The sequence below is a fragment of the Pedobacter xixiisoli genome (assembly GCF_900215335.1).
GTDB lineage: Bacteria > Bacteroidota > Bacteroidia > Sphingobacteriales > Sphingobacteriaceae > Pedobacter > Pedobacter xixiisoli.
The window spans coordinates 413438-430521 of record NZ_OCMT01000002.1 but is presented as its reverse complement, the minus strand read 5'-3'; the positions used below and the strand labels follow the sequence as shown (position 1 = coordinate 430521).

19 protein-coding genes are annotated in these 17084 nt (G+C 36.4%); 10 read left to right on the top strand and 9 right to left on the bottom strand.

The features are described 5' to 3' along the window. Window positions 1-101 precede the first annotated feature (101 nt). Both CRO54_RS08000 and pyrE read right to left on the bottom strand, forming a co-directional pair. The gene (locus CRO54_RS08000) at window positions 102-497 is read right to left on the bottom strand and encodes an SRPBCC family protein (protein ID WP_097130755.1); all 396 of its coding nucleotides are present in this window, start codon (window positions 495-497) and stop codon (window positions 102-104) included. 36 nt (window positions 498-533) lie between these two features. Beyond that, entirely contained in the window at window positions 534-1178 is a 645-nt protein-coding gene (pyrE, locus tag CRO54_RS07995; protein WP_097130753.1) for an orotate phosphoribosyltransferase, read from the bottom strand. Between pyrE and CRO54_RS07990 the strand changes: the two genes are divergently transcribed. Continuing rightward, entirely contained in the window at window positions 1177-1788 is a 612-nt protein-coding gene (locus tag CRO54_RS07990) for an NUDIX hydrolase (protein ID WP_097130751.1), read from the top strand. The two genes, pyrE and CRO54_RS07990, sit on opposite strands and share 2 nt — an antisense overlap. Before the next feature lie 45 nt (window positions 1789-1833). On the opposite strand, the gene CRO54_RS07985 is transcribed toward CRO54_RS07990, so the two are convergent. Both CRO54_RS07985 and CRO54_RS07980 read right to left on the bottom strand, forming a co-directional pair. After that, a complete protein-coding gene (locus CRO54_RS07985; protein WP_097130749.1) occupies window positions 1834-2439 on the bottom strand; it encodes a hypothetical protein in 606 nt (201 codons plus the stop codon). Then, window positions 2429-2932, bottom strand: a complete 504-nt coding sequence (locus tag CRO54_RS07980) for an RNA polymerase sigma factor (protein ID WP_097130747.1) — start codon at window positions 2930-2932, stop codon at window positions 2429-2431. The genes CRO54_RS07985 and CRO54_RS07980 overlap by 11 nt, the downstream gene beginning before the upstream one ends. Before the next feature lie 214 nt (window positions 2933-3146). Here CRO54_RS07980 and CRO54_RS07975 point away from each other — a divergent pair, with 214 nt between their 5' ends. Beyond that, the gene (locus CRO54_RS07975) at window positions 3147-3584 is read left to right on the top strand and encodes a hypothetical protein (protein WP_097130745.1); all 438 of its coding nucleotides are present in this window, start codon (window positions 3147-3149) and stop codon (window positions 3582-3584) included. Here CRO54_RS07975 and coaD read toward each other — a convergent pair whose 3' ends face one another. The 3 genes from coaD to CRO54_RS07960 all read right to left on the bottom strand — a co-directional run bounded on the left by coaD (window position 3585) and on the right by CRO54_RS07960 (window position 5502). Beyond that, on the bottom strand, window positions 3585-4046 hold the full coding sequence (gene coaD, locus CRO54_RS07970) for a pantetheine-phosphate adenylyltransferase (protein WP_097130743.1): 462 nt from the start codon (window positions 4044-4046) through the stop codon (window positions 3585-3587). A gap of 110 nt (window positions 4047-4156) precedes the next feature. Next, a complete protein-coding gene (locus tag CRO54_RS07965; RefSeq protein ID WP_097130741.1) occupies window positions 4157-4687 on the bottom strand; it encodes an RsmD family RNA methyltransferase in 531 nt (176 codons plus the stop codon). Then, window positions 4678-5502, bottom strand: a complete 825-nt coding sequence (locus CRO54_RS07960; RefSeq protein ID WP_097130739.1) for a DUF3822 family protein — start codon at window positions 5500-5502, stop codon at window positions 4678-4680. Before CRO54_RS07960 ends, CRO54_RS07965 begins: the two co-directional genes overlap by 10 nt. 202 nt (window positions 5503-5704) lie before the next feature. Between CRO54_RS07960 and CRO54_RS07955 the strand changes: the two genes are divergently transcribed. After that, window positions 5705-7156, top strand: coding sequence for an ATP-dependent DNA helicase (locus CRO54_RS07955; RefSeq protein WP_097130737.1), 1452 nt, complete (start codon window positions 5705-5707; stop codon window positions 7154-7156). On the opposite strand, the gene CRO54_RS07950 is transcribed toward CRO54_RS07955, so the two are convergent. Both CRO54_RS07950 and CRO54_RS07945 read right to left on the bottom strand, forming a co-directional pair. Continuing rightward, a complete protein-coding gene (locus tag CRO54_RS07950) occupies window positions 7153-7896 on the bottom strand; it encodes a LytR/AlgR family response regulator transcription factor (RefSeq protein WP_097130735.1) in 744 nt (247 codons plus the stop codon). The two genes, CRO54_RS07955 and CRO54_RS07950, sit on opposite strands and share 4 nt — an antisense overlap. Continuing rightward, window positions 7893-8960: a sensor histidine kinase gene (locus CRO54_RS07945; RefSeq protein WP_171047861.1), complete on the bottom strand. Its 1068-nt coding sequence runs from the start codon at window positions 8958-8960 to the stop codon at window positions 7893-7895. Before CRO54_RS07945 ends, CRO54_RS07950 begins: the two co-directional genes overlap by 4 nt. Window positions 8961-9134: 174 nt before the next feature. Here CRO54_RS07945 and CRO54_RS07940 point away from each other — a divergent pair, with 174 nt between their 5' ends. From CRO54_RS07940 to cysD, 7 genes are all read left to right on the top strand, one after another. Continuing rightward, complete coding sequence (locus CRO54_RS07940; protein WP_097130730.1) at window positions 9135-9641, top strand: very short patch repair endonuclease; 507 nt, start codon at window positions 9135-9137, stop codon at window positions 9639-9641. Between the two features lie 214 nt (window positions 9642-9855). Further along, window positions 9856-10293 (top strand): RrF2 family transcriptional regulator, encoded by a 438-nt coding sequence (locus CRO54_RS07935; protein ID WP_097130728.1) that lies wholly within the window; start codon window positions 9856-9858, stop codon window positions 10291-10293. 328 nt (window positions 10294-10621) lie between these two features. Continuing rightward, complete coding sequence (locus tag CRO54_RS07930) at window positions 10622-12712, top strand: HEPN domain-containing protein (RefSeq protein WP_097130726.1); 2091 nt, start codon at window positions 10622-10624, stop codon at window positions 12710-12712. A gap of 97 nt (window positions 12713-12809) precedes the next feature. Next, entirely contained in the window at window positions 12810-13577 is a 768-nt protein-coding gene (gene cobA / locus CRO54_RS07925) for a uroporphyrinogen-III C-methyltransferase (RefSeq protein WP_097130723.1), read from the top strand. Next, the gene (locus tag CRO54_RS07920; protein ID WP_097130721.1) at window positions 13561-15105 is read left to right on the top strand and encodes a TSUP family transporter; all 1545 of its coding nucleotides are present in this window, start codon (window positions 13561-13563) and stop codon (window positions 15103-15105) included. Before cobA ends, CRO54_RS07920 begins: the two co-directional genes overlap by 17 nt. A gap of 1 nt (window position 15106) precedes the next feature. Next, the gene (locus CRO54_RS07915; protein WP_097130719.1) at window positions 15107-15802 is read left to right on the top strand and encodes a phosphoadenylyl-sulfate reductase; all 696 of its coding nucleotides are present in this window, start codon (window positions 15107-15109) and stop codon (window positions 15800-15802) included. Window positions 15803-16114: 312 nt separating this feature from the next. Beyond that, entirely contained in the window at window positions 16115-17020 is a 906-nt protein-coding gene (cysD, locus tag CRO54_RS07910; RefSeq protein ID WP_097130717.1) for a sulfate adenylyltransferase subunit CysD, read from the top strand. Window positions 17021-17084 lie beyond the last annotated feature (64 nt).

Below are 17084 nucleotides of genomic sequence, written 5' to 3'. Positions count from 1 at the left end.
TTAAACGTGAGGATGATATTAAAGAATGATGGAAGTTCTTCTCATAAAAAAAGGCTTATCTTTTAAGATAAACCTTTATATACATTTTTGTCTTTTTTAGACTATCCTAATACTTCTTTCAATTTCGTGGTTTGGTGGTCTGCTAGTTTTTGCAGTGGACCTGCGGCTAACATTTTCATCATCATATTTAAATCTGCCGAGATGGTAAGCGTAGCGGTTGTTCCGCTTCCGTTTTCTTTTACAGACCAAGCTAAGGACAAATCGAATGGTGGTTTTTCTGTAGGAACAGCAACTAACCTTTCGTTTTCTACTTTTTCTGAAATATGAATTGCCAATTTAGCCATGTTTTGAATGGTAAAGCTAGCGGTGTCAGCAGTAGAAGACCAATTGTAGATGTTCTCTGGCATTAATTGCTGATGATTGTTCATGTCAGCAAGAAACTGATAAACCTGAGCTACAGGTAAATTAATTTCGGCGTTACTTTCAATGATTGTCATTTATATTAGGTTTGTGATTGTCGACAATTAAATAGTTTAGTTTTTTCCCCATTCAGCAGGGTTTTCACGCCATTTGTTTAGGAATTCGATATCAGATTTAGCGATAATCGCATGTTCTGCAGCGTAATCAATCAATGCTTTGTAGTTAGAAAGGGTAGAATACCTACATTTAGCAGCAGCAAAATTATCGTCAGCTTGTTGGAAACCATAAGTAAAGATGGCAACTAAACCAGCTACAGATAAACCTGCATTACGTAAAGCTTCTACAGCTTGTAAGCTACTTTTTCCGGTAGAAATCAAGTCTTCGATAACTACTACTCTTTGTCCTTCAATTACTTCGCCTTCAATTAAGCTACCCGTGCCGTGCTCTTTTGCTTTAGCTCTTACGTAAATGAAAGGTAAACCTAGCTCTTGAGCCACCAAAACTCCTTGCGGAATTCCTGCAGTAGCTACTCCAGCAATTACATCAACAGCTCCATACTCTTCTTGGATCAATTGTGCCAATTTCTGACGTATATAAGTTCTCACAGATGGGTGAGATAAAGTTATACGGTTATCACAATAAATTGGCGATTTCCAGCCCGATGCCCAAGTAAATGGATTAGCAGGTTGTAATTTAATTGCTTTTATTTGTAATAAAAATTCAGCTACCTTTAATTCAATATCACTTTTATTATACATGGCGCAAAAATACAGAATTTATATTAACGATAACACTTTGTTTATAACTCATGAACTCCCTGCTCAAATCGAAAAGATACAACAAATTGAAGTAGAGGGTTTTGGTTTTGAATCGTTTTATAAAAACCTTAAAAGCAGCAAAAAAAAGAACTATTTGTTATTAACAAAAAATCCGGATGCTGTATTTAAAAAGATAAAAAAAGATTTAACTGTTATTAAAGCTGCGGGAGGCTTGGTTGCTAATGCTAAAGGCGAATTTCTATTTATTTTTAGGAATAAAAAATGGGATTTACCTAAAGGAAAGGTAGATAAAGGCGAAAAGGTAAAAGATGCGGCGGTACGTGAGGTTGAAGAGGAGTGCGGGGTTAAGGTTGAAAAAAGAAATGAGCGTATTTGCAAAACATACCATGTTTACGAAATGGGTGGCGAGCTCATCTTAAAAAGAACCAGCTGGTACCACATGACGGTAAAGGGAAGTCCTAAATTGGTGCCGCAGTTAGAGGAAGGAATTACAGAAGCAGTTTGGATAGCGCCGCATGAAATTAAAGCAAAAGTGAAAAATACCTATGCTTTGATCACAGATGTTTTAAAGAGCGAGAAATTGGTTTAATTAGGTTAATTGTTTTAATCGGTTAACTGAAAACTGCGAACTGAATTATTCTTCATCAATGCTATCAACGATTATTTTTATTCGTTTAAGGTATTTGCCATAATATGATGTTGCCCATAACTCGGTGATAACACCAATAATTACTATAGTTACAACGGCATTAATGGCGATGTAAGTAATAGACATTTTAGCTAATATTTTGCTAGAGAGGTCGCTTTTAATGGTAAATAAGGCGATAGCACTGAAAGCAAGCAAAATAAACCCTACAATATAGGTAAGTGATTTATAAAGCTCTAAATTAAGTCTCATTTCATAATAAAACCATAACAAGTTTTTACGGCTGTCTAGACTTAAATCGTAAGAGTGTTTGTAAAAGCGATAAAATTTGAAGAAGTAGTAAGCCATAAAGCCACAAATAATAGCGTAAAACAAAATATAGATATTTTTTAGCTCATCTGTAAAGCCAATTAGTTTAGGAATAAATGCTAATAAAATTAAAGAAATAAGCTGACCGAAAAACTCATATTTCATCTTTTTTCTTAATTGGTCAATTGGGGTGCTTGCTTCTTTCAATTTGAGCATATTTTCCGAAACTTCGGTTGACACAGGTTCATTTTTGTTCCAGTCATCTTTCAATTTATCAAAATTCATAGCCGTTCTTTTTAATGATTTGTTGTAGTTTTTCTTTGGTTCTGTTGAGTTTAACTCTGGCATTAACTTCGGTAATCCCTAAATTTTGCGCTATTTCTCGGTGCGATTGATTTTCCAAAAACAGAAATATCACCGCCTTTTCAATCTGATTTAGCTCTTGCATAGCTTTGTACAAGTAGGCCAGTTTTTCTTCTTTTTCTTGGCTGTCACTGGTGTCGGCAATTTCTATTTGTTCGTTTAGCGGTGGTTTATCTACTTTTCTGTTATCTTTTTTAAAGAAAACGATGGCGGTATTTAAAGCTACTCTGTACATCCAAGTTGAAAACTTACTGGTTCCTTTAAATGATGGATAAGCTTTCCATAACTGCATTACAATCTCTTGAAACAAATCTTCTTGGTCTAAAGCGTTATCCATGTACATTTTAGTTATCTTATGGATAATGCCTTTATGCTCGTTAATTTGACTTAAGAATTCTTCTTGAGTGTAGCGCATTTAATTTTTTAAAACTTCGTAATTTTAAAGGTATTAATAGGTTCGTTTTTTACCATCTAATTTATTGGATTAGTATCAACTATCGAAAAACGTTACATCATATTTGAGGATATATAGAAAGGATTTTAAAATGTTAGTTTAGATACTTAGCTAGCTGCGTTTTTTCTTGATCAGAAATATTCAATAAAATCGTAATTTTGAACGTTATAATCATATGAAAAAACAAAGTCAAGTTTTAGTCCTTTCTGTTTTATTGCTTTTCACGCTTGCATTTGCTTGTAAGAAAGATGAAAATGAAGAGGTTATCGATATCATCACTTCCAAATCTTGGAAATTTGGCTTAACTGATTTGAATACGCATACAAATCCGGCTGGTAATAATAGCTATTATGCAGTTTTAGAATGTGAAAAGGACGATACCTTTACTTTTAAAGCTGATGGGACGATGGTAAGGACTTTTGGTGCTAAGAAATGTGATGAAAGCAAAGAAACGAGCAAAATAGTGAATTATAGTTTCAATAAAGATACTCGAGAATTAACTATTGATGGTGTAAAGTATTCGGTTGCGGAAGAAAATAAAAGCCAATTAAAATACATACTTACTACTTCTGGAACAACAGGCGTAAGTAATAAGATTTATTTACTTCAATAACTATAGGAAACGAAGTGCTTCTTTAGGCACAAACTGACTTACATCGCCATTATTTCGCAAAATATCTCTTACAATGGTAGAACTGATAGCAGAATATTCTGGTCTGCTCAATAAAATAATGGTTTCTACTTCTGGCATCATGCTTTTGTTGATTTGAGCAATGGCTCTTTCGTACTCAAAATCTGCAGCCGAGCGAATACCTCTTACCATATAAGTAGCACCAATTTTCTTTGCGAAATCGATAGTTAAGCCTTGGTAAGTTTGTATTTCTACATTTGAATCATCAAGAAAAATACTTCTCACAATTTCTTCTCTTTTCTCCGCAGATAAAAAGTTTTGTTTAGAACTGTTCAATCCAATACCAACCACAATTTTATCAAATAAAGGCAATGAACGTTTTACAATATCTACGTGGGCAATCGTAATTGGGTCAAATGAGCCTGGAAATAACGCGATTTTCATAACCAAATATAATTTAAAAGGATTAAGGAGCAAAGAATAAGGAATAAAGATAGATTGTAAGAAAATAACATTGCATATATTTCCTTGCTCTTTTATCCTTGTTCTTTTATCTATTTAAAAAAACTAAAAGAAGAATAGCCGTATTTTCTAGTCTCTGTATATCCAGGTTGCTGTTCTAGTTTTAACATCGATGGATGTTCTACTACCAAAACTCCATTTTCGCTAAGTAATTGATGTTGATGTACCAATTGAGGTAACAAAGGGATATTTGGTAAATCGTATGGCGGATCTGCAAAAATGATGTCGTATTTTTCTTTGCTTTGGGCTAAAAATTTAAAAACATCAGCTTTACGGATATCTATGGTGTTTAATTGATGTTTTTCCTTCACTGTTTTTAACCAAGCAACACAAGCAGGATGTTTATCTACTGAAGTGATACTTTTTGCATCTCGAGACGCAAACTCAATACTAATATTGCCAGTTCCTGTAAATAGGTCAAGTATTTTGCATTCATCAAAATCGTAGCTATTTAACAAAATATTGAATAAAGCTTCCTTTGCCATATCCGTGGTTGGTCTTACTGGAAGTTTCGCAGGTGCATGAAACTGTATGCCTTTTAATCTACCACCAACTATCCGCATTGTAACAATGAAAGTAAGCTGGTGTAATAATGAGCAGGCATATCATCCAAAATATTAGTATCCAAATCAGAAGAAACTGCTAACAAATCAACTTTGTTAAAGTACTGGGAAAGTAAATCCCACTTGGGATCGCCTTCATGAATAATTCCACAGGTTTTTATGTCTGTTTTTTTAGTGTCGATACTTAATTGAGTTGTGATGAGTAAAATGTAGTAGGTTAGCTCGTCCACATCTTCAAATTGATAGCTTTGCGTAAAAGCGATTTTTTCATCTCTGATGTAGGATAGTTGAAAAGAACCAACCGTAAAATCTATGATGATGCTATCTGTATCTATCTTCGTTGCAAGCTCAACCAAACCAGCATTTTGTTGTAGCTTAGTGCTGTTTGCCCAGTTTTCGTCTATCACTTTTTCTATCGATTGAGGCAAAGAGAAAATGGTGTGAATGTTTTGTTGTAAGCTAGGTTGTACATACACATTTTGAGAATCTGCATCTGCAAAAAACTTGGTATAAAGTGCTACATCACTCTCATTAAATAGCTCTTGTGGCACAAAAATGATGTTCTTTGTATGTGATGCAACTTTCACATTTTTATAGTCCAACTTTAAATATGTATCTGTTTTTAAGCGTTCCTTTAACTTTTCGTACCCGCTGTCACATTCTTGTTCGTCATAAACAGCATGGACAAGTTTGTGCTCAATGTCTACGATGGCGTACGAAAAAGTGTCGGCACCTATTTTAACCAATAAACTTAAATTCGTACTGTTTGTTGGTTCAAAGTTTGGGTTAATTAGTAAAATGCTGTTATTGCTCATCTATCAACAAAAATAGTTTTTTTTATTTAATTGGTTCAATTGTTCATTAGTTTCCCGACGTTTCGGGATTTCGCTTTGCTCAACATAGGTAAATGTTCTAACTGGATTTTTACCATATTAATTATAGGAATTTGATGATTGGTTATTAACTTAACTGTTGTCTAACTCCCGATAGCTGACCGCTAATCCCTATCTTTACCGAATGGACAAAGCTAGTTTAATTGCACAATCGTACCCTTTTGCACCAACAAAAGAACAACTACGTTTTTGTATTGAAGCCGCAACATTTTTAAGTAAATCTAATGATGAAGCTTGTTTTGTTCTAAAAGGATATGCGGGAACGGGGAAAACTACATCAGTAGCAGCTTTGGTAAAGGCTTTACCAAAATTTGGATTGAAATCTGCTTTGCTGGCACCCACAGGTAGAGCTGCAAAAGTGATGAGCAATTATACGGGACAGAAGTCACTCACCATCCATAAAAAAATCTACAGAAAGAAGAGTGCGGTAAGTATGGACATGGTTTTTCAATTGGCTCCAAACTTGGCAACAAATACTGTTTTTATAGTAGATGAAGCTTCTATGATTGCCGACGAGTGGAGTACGCAGAATGGTTCATCTTTCTTGGCAGATCTGTTGGAGTTTGTTTTTCAGCCAGCACCAGATGGGTCGCCGAAAAATTGTTTCCTGCTATTTGTGGGAGACACCGCCCAACTTCCGCCAGTTGGCAGTGTAGATAGCCCTGCATTAAACCCCGAATACCTAAGCAGTAATTTTCATTTAGATGTTACCTGTGTTGAACTTACCGAAGTGGTTAGGCAGGAGAAAAAATCGGGTATTTTAGCCAATGCAACTATGCTGCGTAAATTGGTAAATACCTACGAAGATGAAGCTCAATTTCCGAAATTTATTACCAAAGGATTTAAAGATATTTTTAGAATGACCGGGGTAAAATTTGTTGAAGGATTGGAATACGCTTATGGTAAATATGGATTAGAAAGTTCGCTAGTGGTTTGTAGGTCTAATAAGTCTGCCAATATTTACAACAATCAAATAAGGGCTAGGCTACTTTACAGAGATGAAGAATTGAGTGGGGGAGATTACATCATGGTGGTTCGCAATAATTATTTTTGGTTACCAGATGATAATGAAACTGCCTTTATTGCCAATGGCGATATGGCAAAAATTATTAGAGTTAGACGAGAAGAAGAGCGTCATGGTTTCCGATTTGCAGAAGTTCAATTAGAGTTGATAGATTTTCCGGACATGGGCGCAATTACTTGCAAGGTGTTGTTAGATACTCTACAAATTGAAAGCCCTAATTTACCTTACGAAGCCAGTAAAAAATTGTACGAAGGTTTATTGTTAGACTACGAACATATTACGAATAAGAAAGAACGGTTGCAGGCTATTAAGCAAGATCCATACTATAATGCACTGCAAATAAAATTTGCTTACGCGGTAACCTGTCACAAAGCTCAGGGTGGCCAATGGGATGCAGTTTTTGTAGATCAAGGTTACCTAACGGAAGATATGATTGATCTAGATTTTTTGCGATGGTTGTACACTGCGGTAACTAGAGCCAAGAAAGAGCTTTTTTTAGTGAATTTTGGTAAGGATTTATTTGCAGAGAAAGTAGAAGATGATGACTATTAAATCTCAAATCGTTGTCTTAAACTCTCGCTATTTGACCTGCTAGAAGTTACTTTTTCTCCATTGCTCATTACAAAAACCAAGGCACCATTAAAGCCTCTTCTTATTTCTGTAATGTGATTGGTATTGATGATGTCGCTACGATGAATACGCAAGAAGTCTTCTGGTAATTTTTCTTCTAAAGTAGATAAGGTATAATCTGTAAGATGTTTTTTGCCATCAGCGGTATGCAGAAAAACATATTTGTCTTCGGCTTGTATGTGAACAATATCTTCAAACTTGATCAAAAGAATCCTATCTCCGAGTTTTACCGTAAGCGTTTTTGCTGTTGGTTTTCCCTTAATTTGCTGCAGTAAATCTTCAATAGCGATAGCTGGTTTAGCTAAATTGGTTTGTTTTAGTTTAGCAATAGTTTTGTCTAAACGCTCTAGCTCAATTGGTTTCAGTAGATAATCTATAGAACCTTCTTCGAATGCCTTTATTGCATATTGGTCATATGCGGTTGTAAAAACCACTTTAGGCTGATTTTCCGTTAGTTGGGCTAGCATTTCAAAACCATTTAAAATGGGCATCTCAATATCTAGAAATATCAAATCTGGCTGGTGTTTGTTAATAAGCGCTAAGCCTTGTGCTCCATTTTCTGCCTCCGCAATAATTTCAATTTCCGAATAGTTATTTAAAAGCCTTTTAAGTCGTTGTCGTGCTAACTGTTCGTCTTCAATAATAATGGTTTTCCAGCTCATCCGTTTAAAGGTATTGTAATTTTAATTTGTTTAGTAGGTTGGTTAATCATCTCAATTTCGTGCTCATTAGGATATAAAAGCTTCAGTTTATCGAAAGTGCTCTGTAAGCCATACCCTGCGATGAGCTCATCTGGAAATGGAATGCCGTTATCTATCACCGAGATGCTGATTGTGCTTACAGTTTTACAAATTTTTACCCCTAAAAATCCATTCTCGAAAGTATTCTTTAAACCATGTTTTAAGGCATTTTCTACCAAAGGCTGTAATAAGAAACGAGGAAATTGTAGATGTGCTAAACTTTCCTCTGTTTGAATATCAAAGTTAATTCTGTTACCAAACCTAACTTTTTCAATAGCCAGATAAGTGTTTAAAATATCTATTTCCTCCTTTAAGGTGCAGTAGTTTTCTTGTTGCGAGTTAATACTGTACCTAAACAGTTTAGAAAGTTTAATGGTCATGTCTTCCGCTTTGTCTGGGTCTTCGTGAATTAAACTTGTAATGGCATTTAAAGCATTATACAAAAAATGAGGGTTTATTTTTGATTGTAAAGCCTGTAGCTCTGCTTTAGTTTTAAGTTGGTTTATTCTAATTAAATCGGCTTCTTTTGCTTTTATTGCATTTTCTGTGTTTCGTTGCTGCAAATGATAAAGCAGCATGATCGTACCCACTATTAACACTACTACCGAAATTGACTTGTAATCTTGCGTATGGTTAAAAAGTTCAAACGGAATGTCGTAGAAAAATGAAATGATAAAATAACTTACTTCGATCCCTACAATCATTCCCAGTAAATTGCAGGCATAATACAGTAGTGTAATTTGCCAAAAGTTACGAGCAAATTTGTAGCTACATCTCTGAAAAAATGAAAAAATGTTAGAGATTGCGATACTGATAAAAACACTGAATAAAATGTTGAAGAAAATTTGTCTGCCCGAAATGCCGTTTCTGCTTACTACCGCTATAAGAAGATTGATGCAAATTCCCACGCATATACCTACACCAATGTATTTGATGTTGTGTTTGACGATTTTGTTTTCGAATAATTTCTTTAGCTGTAGTGTCATTTTGTTGAAGTAAAAATACGATATCAAACCAATTAACAACGATGGTGTTGTGGTAAAGATGCAGAAATGTAAAACGTAGTTGATGCTAAAATCGACGATCTGCATTTAACATAGGCTTAAAAGCATTGAAACAGGAATGATTGGTATTTGTATTAAATGTAATTTCGCAGAGCGATGAAGAAGCAGCGTAAATATGATCTGCCGATAGAGGAAAATGCGATAAAAGTACCTCGGTTTGAAGAAAGTGCTGGTTTTTATACTACCAAGCAGCGAAGCAAAACTATGGCTAAGATTAAAGGTGCCAACAGTAAGCCCGAGCTATTGCTAAGAAAAGCACTTTGGAAAGAAAATATCCGATTTAGAATTCATCGTAAAGATTTACTAGGTAGACCAGATTTAGTGATAGAAAAATACCAATTAGCTATATTTATCGATGGTGATTTTTGGCATGGTTACGAATGGCAAAAGCGTAAACCTAAAACCAACCAAGCTTTTTGGATACCTAAAATAGAACGTAATATGCAGCGTGACCAATTTGTAAATCATGGTTTACAAGCAATGGGTTATGTAGTGATGCGCTTTTGGGAACACGAAATCAAACAAAATTTGATGGTCTGCGTAAATCAGATTAAATTATATATTGAAGCAGCAAAAAAGGGAAGGATACCAGAGAGGGATTAGTGGTCAGGGGCTAGGGGACAGGTATCAGTTAAGAATGACCAGTAATCAATATCCCAATTATCAAAGAGTTAAAGACATATCAAATCATCAAATATCTGCGGTCAAATCTGCGAACATCTGAAGGAAATGTTCAGTCTGCAATTTATCAGTTAACCAGTTTCAACAATTAACCAACAATCTAACAATCCAACAATATTTCATACATTTGTAACGTATGCTTTCTAAAAAGACAAAATACGCCATTAAAGCGCTAGTTGCGCTAGGTAAAAATCTAGACATGCCTCCAATGCAAATTTCAAAAATTGCAGAAGAAGAGCGCATCCCCAAGAAATTTTTAGAGCAGATTCTTTTAGACTTAAGGAACGCAGGCTTTTTATACAGTAAAAAGGGTGCTGGAGGTGGTTACAGCCTTAATAAAAAACCTGAAGATATTTATTTGGTGCAGATTTTACGCCTAACTGACGGGCCTGTTGCTATGCTTCCATGTGCTAGTTTAAACTTTTATCATAAATGTGATGAGTGTAAAGACGAAGTAACCTGTGGTATCAGAAGTGCTTTTATCGATGTGCGTGACGCAACGCTTAAAATTTTAGGTGAAACTAGTATTGCTGATGTAATTGCTAGAGAAGATAACCTTAAAATAGAAATTTAAAATCATTCTAAATAAACTGTCTGTTTATTTGCTTTCTTTTTGTTTTTCAGTACGTTGAGGTAATTTTCGTATATCTCGATAGACGCTTTTAAATCTAGCCTCCCAGCTCGATAGAGATAAAAATCAAATTTAATTACTACTATTCCTATATACTTTATATATTTGGTGTATGAAAATTATATTTACATACTGTCTGATGCCACAATCAACCATGAACCACTGTTGCAAAACGAGGTAGAAGAAGTACGTATATCATTTTAAAGAAATTGAATAGGAATGCTTCTCCCACAAGAGAGGCATTTTTTGAATAAAAGCACAACCAACAACCATGCAGAGTTTTAGAACAGAGCTTGAAAACCCAATTGTAGAACAGGATATTATTGATCTTGAACGTAAAATCAAAGCCTTTCGTGACGGCACGATACACGAGGAAAAATTTAGAAGTCTTCGCTTAGCTCGTGGTGTTTACGGACAGCGCCAACCTGGTGTACAAATGGTACGTATTAAGTTGCCTTTTGGTAAAGTAACCTTTAAGCAATTATTGCGTATTGCCGATGTTGCCGACGAATACGGAAGCGGTAACTTACACTTAACTACTCGTCAGGATATCCAGATTCACTATGTGAGTTTAGATAGAACTCCAGAGCTTTGGGCAGAGTTAGAAAGAGACGATATCACTTTACGTGAGGCTTGTGGTAATACAGTGCGTAACGTAACAGCATCGCCAAATTCTGGAATAGATAAAGACGAACCATTTGATGTTTCTCCTTATGCACAAGCGGTTTTTGCCTACTTTCTACGTAATCCTATCTGCCAAGAAATGGGAAGAAAGATCAAGATTTCTTTCTCGTCCAGCGAGAAGGATACGGCGTATAGTTATATCCATGATTTAGGTTTTATTCCTAAAATTAACGAAAACGGGGAGCGAGGTTTTAAGGTAATGTTTGCTGGTGGATTGGGTGCGCAACCATTTTTGGCAAGTGCAGTACAAGAGTTTTTGCCAGAAGATCAGTTAATCCCTTTTACAGAAGCGGTTTTGCGTGTTTTTGATAGATACGGCGAACGTAACAATAGAAATAAAGCTCGTTTAAAGTACTTGGTTCAAAAACTTGGATTGGAAGAGGTATTAAGGTTGGTAGATGAAGAACGTATCGCAATTAAAGTAAAAACCTTCAAAATCGATTTAGATACAGTTCCACAACCGGAGCCACAGCCAGAAAAAGAATACGTTGCGGTTGAAATTGCAAATGAAACACACTACAAGCACTGGTTAGCTACCAACGTTATTGAGCAAAAGCAAGAAGGTTTCTTTGGGGTTTACGTAAAAGTAACCGTTGGCGATATCAAAACTGATTTGGCCAGAGCTTTTGTTGCTGCGGTTAGACCACACATCGCTGACGAAATTAGAATTACGCAAAATCAAGGCTTGTTGCTGAAATTTGTTAGAAAAGAAGCTCTTCCATCATTATATGTTGCTTTAAACGAATTGGGTTTTACCGCTTTAGGTTTCGATAGTTTGGCAGATATTACCACATGCCCTGGTACAGATACCTGTAATTTAGGTATTTCTAACAGCATGACTTTAGCTGAGGTTTTGGAAGATGTAATTTACCATGATTTTCCCGAGTTGATTTACGAAAAGAATATCAATATCAAAATTAGCGGTTGTATGAATTCTTGCGGTCAGCATGGTTTGGCAGAGATAGGTTTTCACGGTAGTTCGGTAAAAGCGGAAGGAAAAGTTGTGCCGGCTGTGCAGGTAATGCTAGGTGGCGGAACGGTAGGTGATGGTTTTGGTCGTGTGGCGGAACGTGTCATAAAAGTACCTTCTAAGCGTGCTACAAGTGTACTACATTATATCTTAAACGATTTTAAAGCAAATAACGAGGCAGAAGAAACTTTTCATAAATATTATGATAGAAAAGGTAAAGACCACTTCTATCAATTATTAAAACCATTAGCAGATTTAACCAATTTAAAAACGGAAGAATTTGTAGACTGGGGACATGAAGAAACTTTCGTTACTGCCATTGGCGTAGGCGAATGTGCGGGCGTAGTGATTGATTTGGTAGCTACTTTACTGCTAGAGGCCGACGAGAAATTTGGATGGGCTACGGCATCATTAAACAACGGTTCTTACGCAGATGCTATTTATCACACTTATGCATCGATGGTGAATGCAGCAAAATCCTTATTGCTAGATAAAGGTGTAAATGCAAGTACACAAGCTGGTGTAATCAAAGAATTTGATAATCACTATGTGGAAAGTGGAGAATTTAGCCTAGGACAAAGCTTCGCCGATTTGGTACTTCAAATTAACAAGAATGAACCTTCGGAAGAATTTGCGAAAGCCTATTACGCACAAGCAGAGGAGTTTTTAAACGGAATTAAAGCGAAACGCACTGCATTAGCGAACTAGTAATGAATAAATGACAAAGTGATTAAATGAGTAAGTATTGAATTGCAGCAATCCTATTTTCTCATTTAGTCATTCAATCATTCAAAATTGTAAAAACATGAACAAAAATATAGAACCAAGAGTAACCTTATTAGGCGCAGGTCCTGGTGACCCAGATTTACTGACTTTAAAAGGTGTGAAAGCTTTGCAAACTGCTGATGTAGTATTGTACGATGCTTTAACTAATGAAGCTTTGTTGGAACATGCACCATCAGCTGCTATCAAAGTTTATGTAGGTAAACGTTCGGGAGAACATTCTCATTCGCAAGATGCCATTAACCAATTGATGATAGATTACGCATTAAATTATGGTCATGTAGTGCGTTTAAAAGGTGGTGACCCATTTGTGTTTGGTCGTGGTTACGAAGAATTGGATTTTGCAGCTTCTTACAATGTTCCTGTGTCGGTTATCCCAGGTATTTCTAGCTCTATCGGTGTACCAGGGTTGCAGCAAATTCCAGTAACACATCGTGGTTTAAGCGAAAGTTTTTGGGTAATTACAGGTACAACTACCAATGGTCAAATTTCAGATGATATTTACCAAGCAGCAAATTCTAATGCTACAGTTGTAATTTTAATGGGTTTGAAACAGCTATCAAAAATTGTAGAAGTTTTTAAAGCTGCCGGAAAAGCACAATTACCCGCTGCGGTAGTTCAAAATGGTTCTACCGAAACAGAAAAATTAGTAATTTCAACTGTGGAAAATATTGTAGCTAAAGTACAGGAAGAGAAAATTCAAGCACCAGCGTTATTGATTTTTGGCGAAGTGGTGTCCTTGCATCCATCCTTTAAAAACGTAATTAAGCAGTATGCAACCATCTCCTAATCAAAATACAGCAGAGGTTTTGCCAGCAGGCGATAAGAGCATTGAAAGCGTCGAGAACGTTGAGAGCATTAAAGGCAATCAGCTTTTTCCGGCTTTCATTAAATTGAATGAGTTGCGCACTTTATTAATTGGTGCTGGCGAAGTAGGTCTGGAAAAACTAAGTGCTATCGTTAAAAACAGTACTTTAGCACAAGTTACCATTGTAGCTAAAGATATACATGTTGCCGTTGCTGAAATTGCATCGATCAATCCTAATGTTACCATCAAACAAAAGGCATTTTCTGCGGATGATTTAGAAGATGTTGATATTGTTTTTGCAGCTACCAACGATAATGATTTTAATACGGAATTAAGAACCTTAGCTCATCAGAAAGGGTTGTTAATTAACGTTGCAGATAAGCCAGAGCTTTGTGATTTTTATTTAGGTTCGATAGTTCAGAAAGGTGATTTGAAAATTGCTATTTCTACCAATGGCAAATCGCCAACCATGGCTAAAAGATTGAAAGAAATTTTAGATAAAGCCATTCCGCAAGAAATAGATGATTCTATAGGTCAGTTAAATCAGATTAGAAATAACCTTAACGGTGATATCAAGCACAAAGTAAAAGTGCTAAACGGCATTACCGCTACATTTTTGGAGAAAGAGAACAAGTTCAATACCAAGAAAATTATCATTTGGGTGCTTTCAGTAATTGCAACGATGGTAGTGGGACATATTTTCTTGTCCTTCATTCCTTTTGCCAAATTGGGCGACGTAGCTGTGGGTTTAGCAGATCAAGTAGATAGTACCATTCTTTATTTTATCATCGGTGGCTTTTTAGCACAGTTGGTTGATGGTGCTTTGGGTATGGCTTATGGTGTAAGCGCCACCACATTTTTGCTTTCTTTTGGTGTTAGTCCAGCTGCGGCAAGTGCCAGTGTACACGCGTCGGAGATTTTTACCAGCGGTGTTTCTGGATTAATGCACTTGCGTTTTGGTAATGTTCGCACTAAGCTATTTAAGAAATTATTGCTACCAGGTATTATTGGCGCAATTGCTGGTGCTTATATTTTATCATCCTTAGAGAACTACGGACATATCATTAAGCCTGTAGTATCTGCTTATACCTTATTTTTAGGGGTGAAAATTTTGTTAAAAGCAATTGCTAAACACAAGAAAACAAAGCCTTTGAAAAAAATAGGCCCTTTAGCATTTATTGGCGCTTTTTTAGACTCGATAGGTGGTGGTGGTTGGGGACCAATTGTAACCTCTACATTAATTGCAAGAGGTGGAAATCCGCGTTACACTATTGGTTCGGTAAACTTAACCGAGTTTTTTGTAACCTTAGCTAGTTCATTAACTTTTATCATGATGATTGGCTTAGTGCATTGGCAAATTATTGTAGGCTTAATTTTAGGTGGTTGTATCGCTGCGCCTTTTGGTGCTTTGCTAACCAAGCGATTAAATGCAAAAACCATCATGATTATGGTTGGTATTATCGTAATTATCACTAGTTTAAGAACGATTTATATTTTGTTGACTAAATAAAATGATTGCAACTTTAAAACAAGAATTAGAAGGGCTGGATGTAGTTGCTAAACTTAAATATCTAGCTGAAAAGAGTAAAAACAAGATTGTTTTCTCTACCAGTTTTGGTTGGGAAGACCAAGTGGTAACGCACTTGATATTCGCCAACAATATTCCAATTAAGGTTTTTACTTTGGAAACTGGGAGGCTTTTTCCGGAGACTTACTACGTTTGGAATAGGACTTTGGAAATTTACCAAAAACCTATCCATGCTTATTTTCCGCAAAACGATTTGCTGCAGAACATGGTAAATGCGAAAGGGCCGAGCAGTTTTTACGAAAGCATAGAAAATAGGAAAGAGTGTTGCTACATCAGAAAAATTGAACCTTTAAAAAGAGCTTTGGCTGGCAACGAAATTTGGATTACAGGCATTAGAGCCGACCAAAGTACCAACAGGGAAGGCATGGAAGATGTAGAATGGGATGAAGGAAATCAGTTGTTTAAGTTCCACCCCATTTTTGATTGGACTTTGGAAGATGTGAAACATTATGTGAAGGACAACAACATTGTGTATAATACTTTGCACGATAAAGGTTTCCCAAGTATTGGCTGCGCACCTTGTACTAGAGCGGTGAGAGAAGGAGAAGATTTTAGAGCTGGCCGCTGGTGGTGGGAAGACCAAAGTAAGAAAGAATGTGGGTTGCATGCTACTTCGTAGAGGACAGGAATCAGTGGTCAGGTATCAGTAAACTTAGTGGCTAGGTATTAGGAGTTAGGTATTAGTCAGAAAGACCGCAAGTCGGAAAGGGACATTAGGCAGTACGCAATTCCCCTCTTTTAGAGGGGTGCCCAAAGGGCGGGGTGTTTGGGGAATTACAGAATAGTCCCAACAAAAATAAACCCGATAGCAGTGTAAAGTTTGTCAGTCTGAGCCTGTCGAAGACAAAAACTTGAAACGGATAGCGGGACTGAAAATACCGAAAGGCGATTAACCTTGCTTTTCAAATAATAAAAAGACACAACCAAAAAAATGAGTAAATATAATTTTGATTACTTAGACGAGCTTGAGGCGGAGGCAATCCATATCTTAAGGGAAGTTGCGGGGCAGTTTGAAAAACCTGCTTTGTTGTTCTCGGGAGGGAAGGATTCCATTACTTTAGTTCGTTTAGCAGAGAAAGCTTTTAGACCAGGTAAGTTCCCATTTCCGTTGGTACACATTGATACTGGTCACAATTTTGAAGAAACCATAGATTACCGAGATAGGATGGTGGCTCGTTTGGGCGAACGTTTAATTGTGGGTTCGGTACAACAATCTATTGATGAAGGGAAAGCGGTTGAGCAAAAAGGTAAAAATGCCAGTAGAAATGCTTTGCAGACCGTTACTTTGTTAGAAACTATCGAGAAACATCAGTTTGATGCTTGTATTGGTGGCGCCCGTAGAGACGAGGAAAAAGCCAGAGCAAAAGAACGTATTTTTTCGGTAAGAGACGAGTTTGGTCAATGGGACCCAAAACGCCAACGCCCAGAATTGTGGAATGTTTACAATGGTAAAATCCATAAAGGTGAGAATGTACGTGTTTTCCCAATCAGTAACTGGACTGAGTTAGATGTTTGGAACTATATCCGCAGGGAAAATATTGAGTTGCCTAGCATTTATTTTGCTCACGAACGCGATGTTATTACCCGCAACGGTCAATTAATGGCGGCTTCTCCTCACGTAAATATGGATGAAGAAGATGTAGTAGAACGTAAGAAAGTCCGTTTCCGTACCGTAGGTGATATTTCTTGTACGGCAGCAATTGAATCGGATGCTTTTTTGATTGATGATATTATTTCGGAAATCAGTCAATCTAAGATTTCGGAGCGTGGCGCTCGTATGGACGATAAAGTTTCTGAAGCGGCGATGGAAGACAGGAAAAAGGGAGGATATTTTTAATATAGTTGGTTAGTTGTTTCGTTTTTTAGTTGGTTAGACTTGGGTCTTTCCGAACAACCAAACA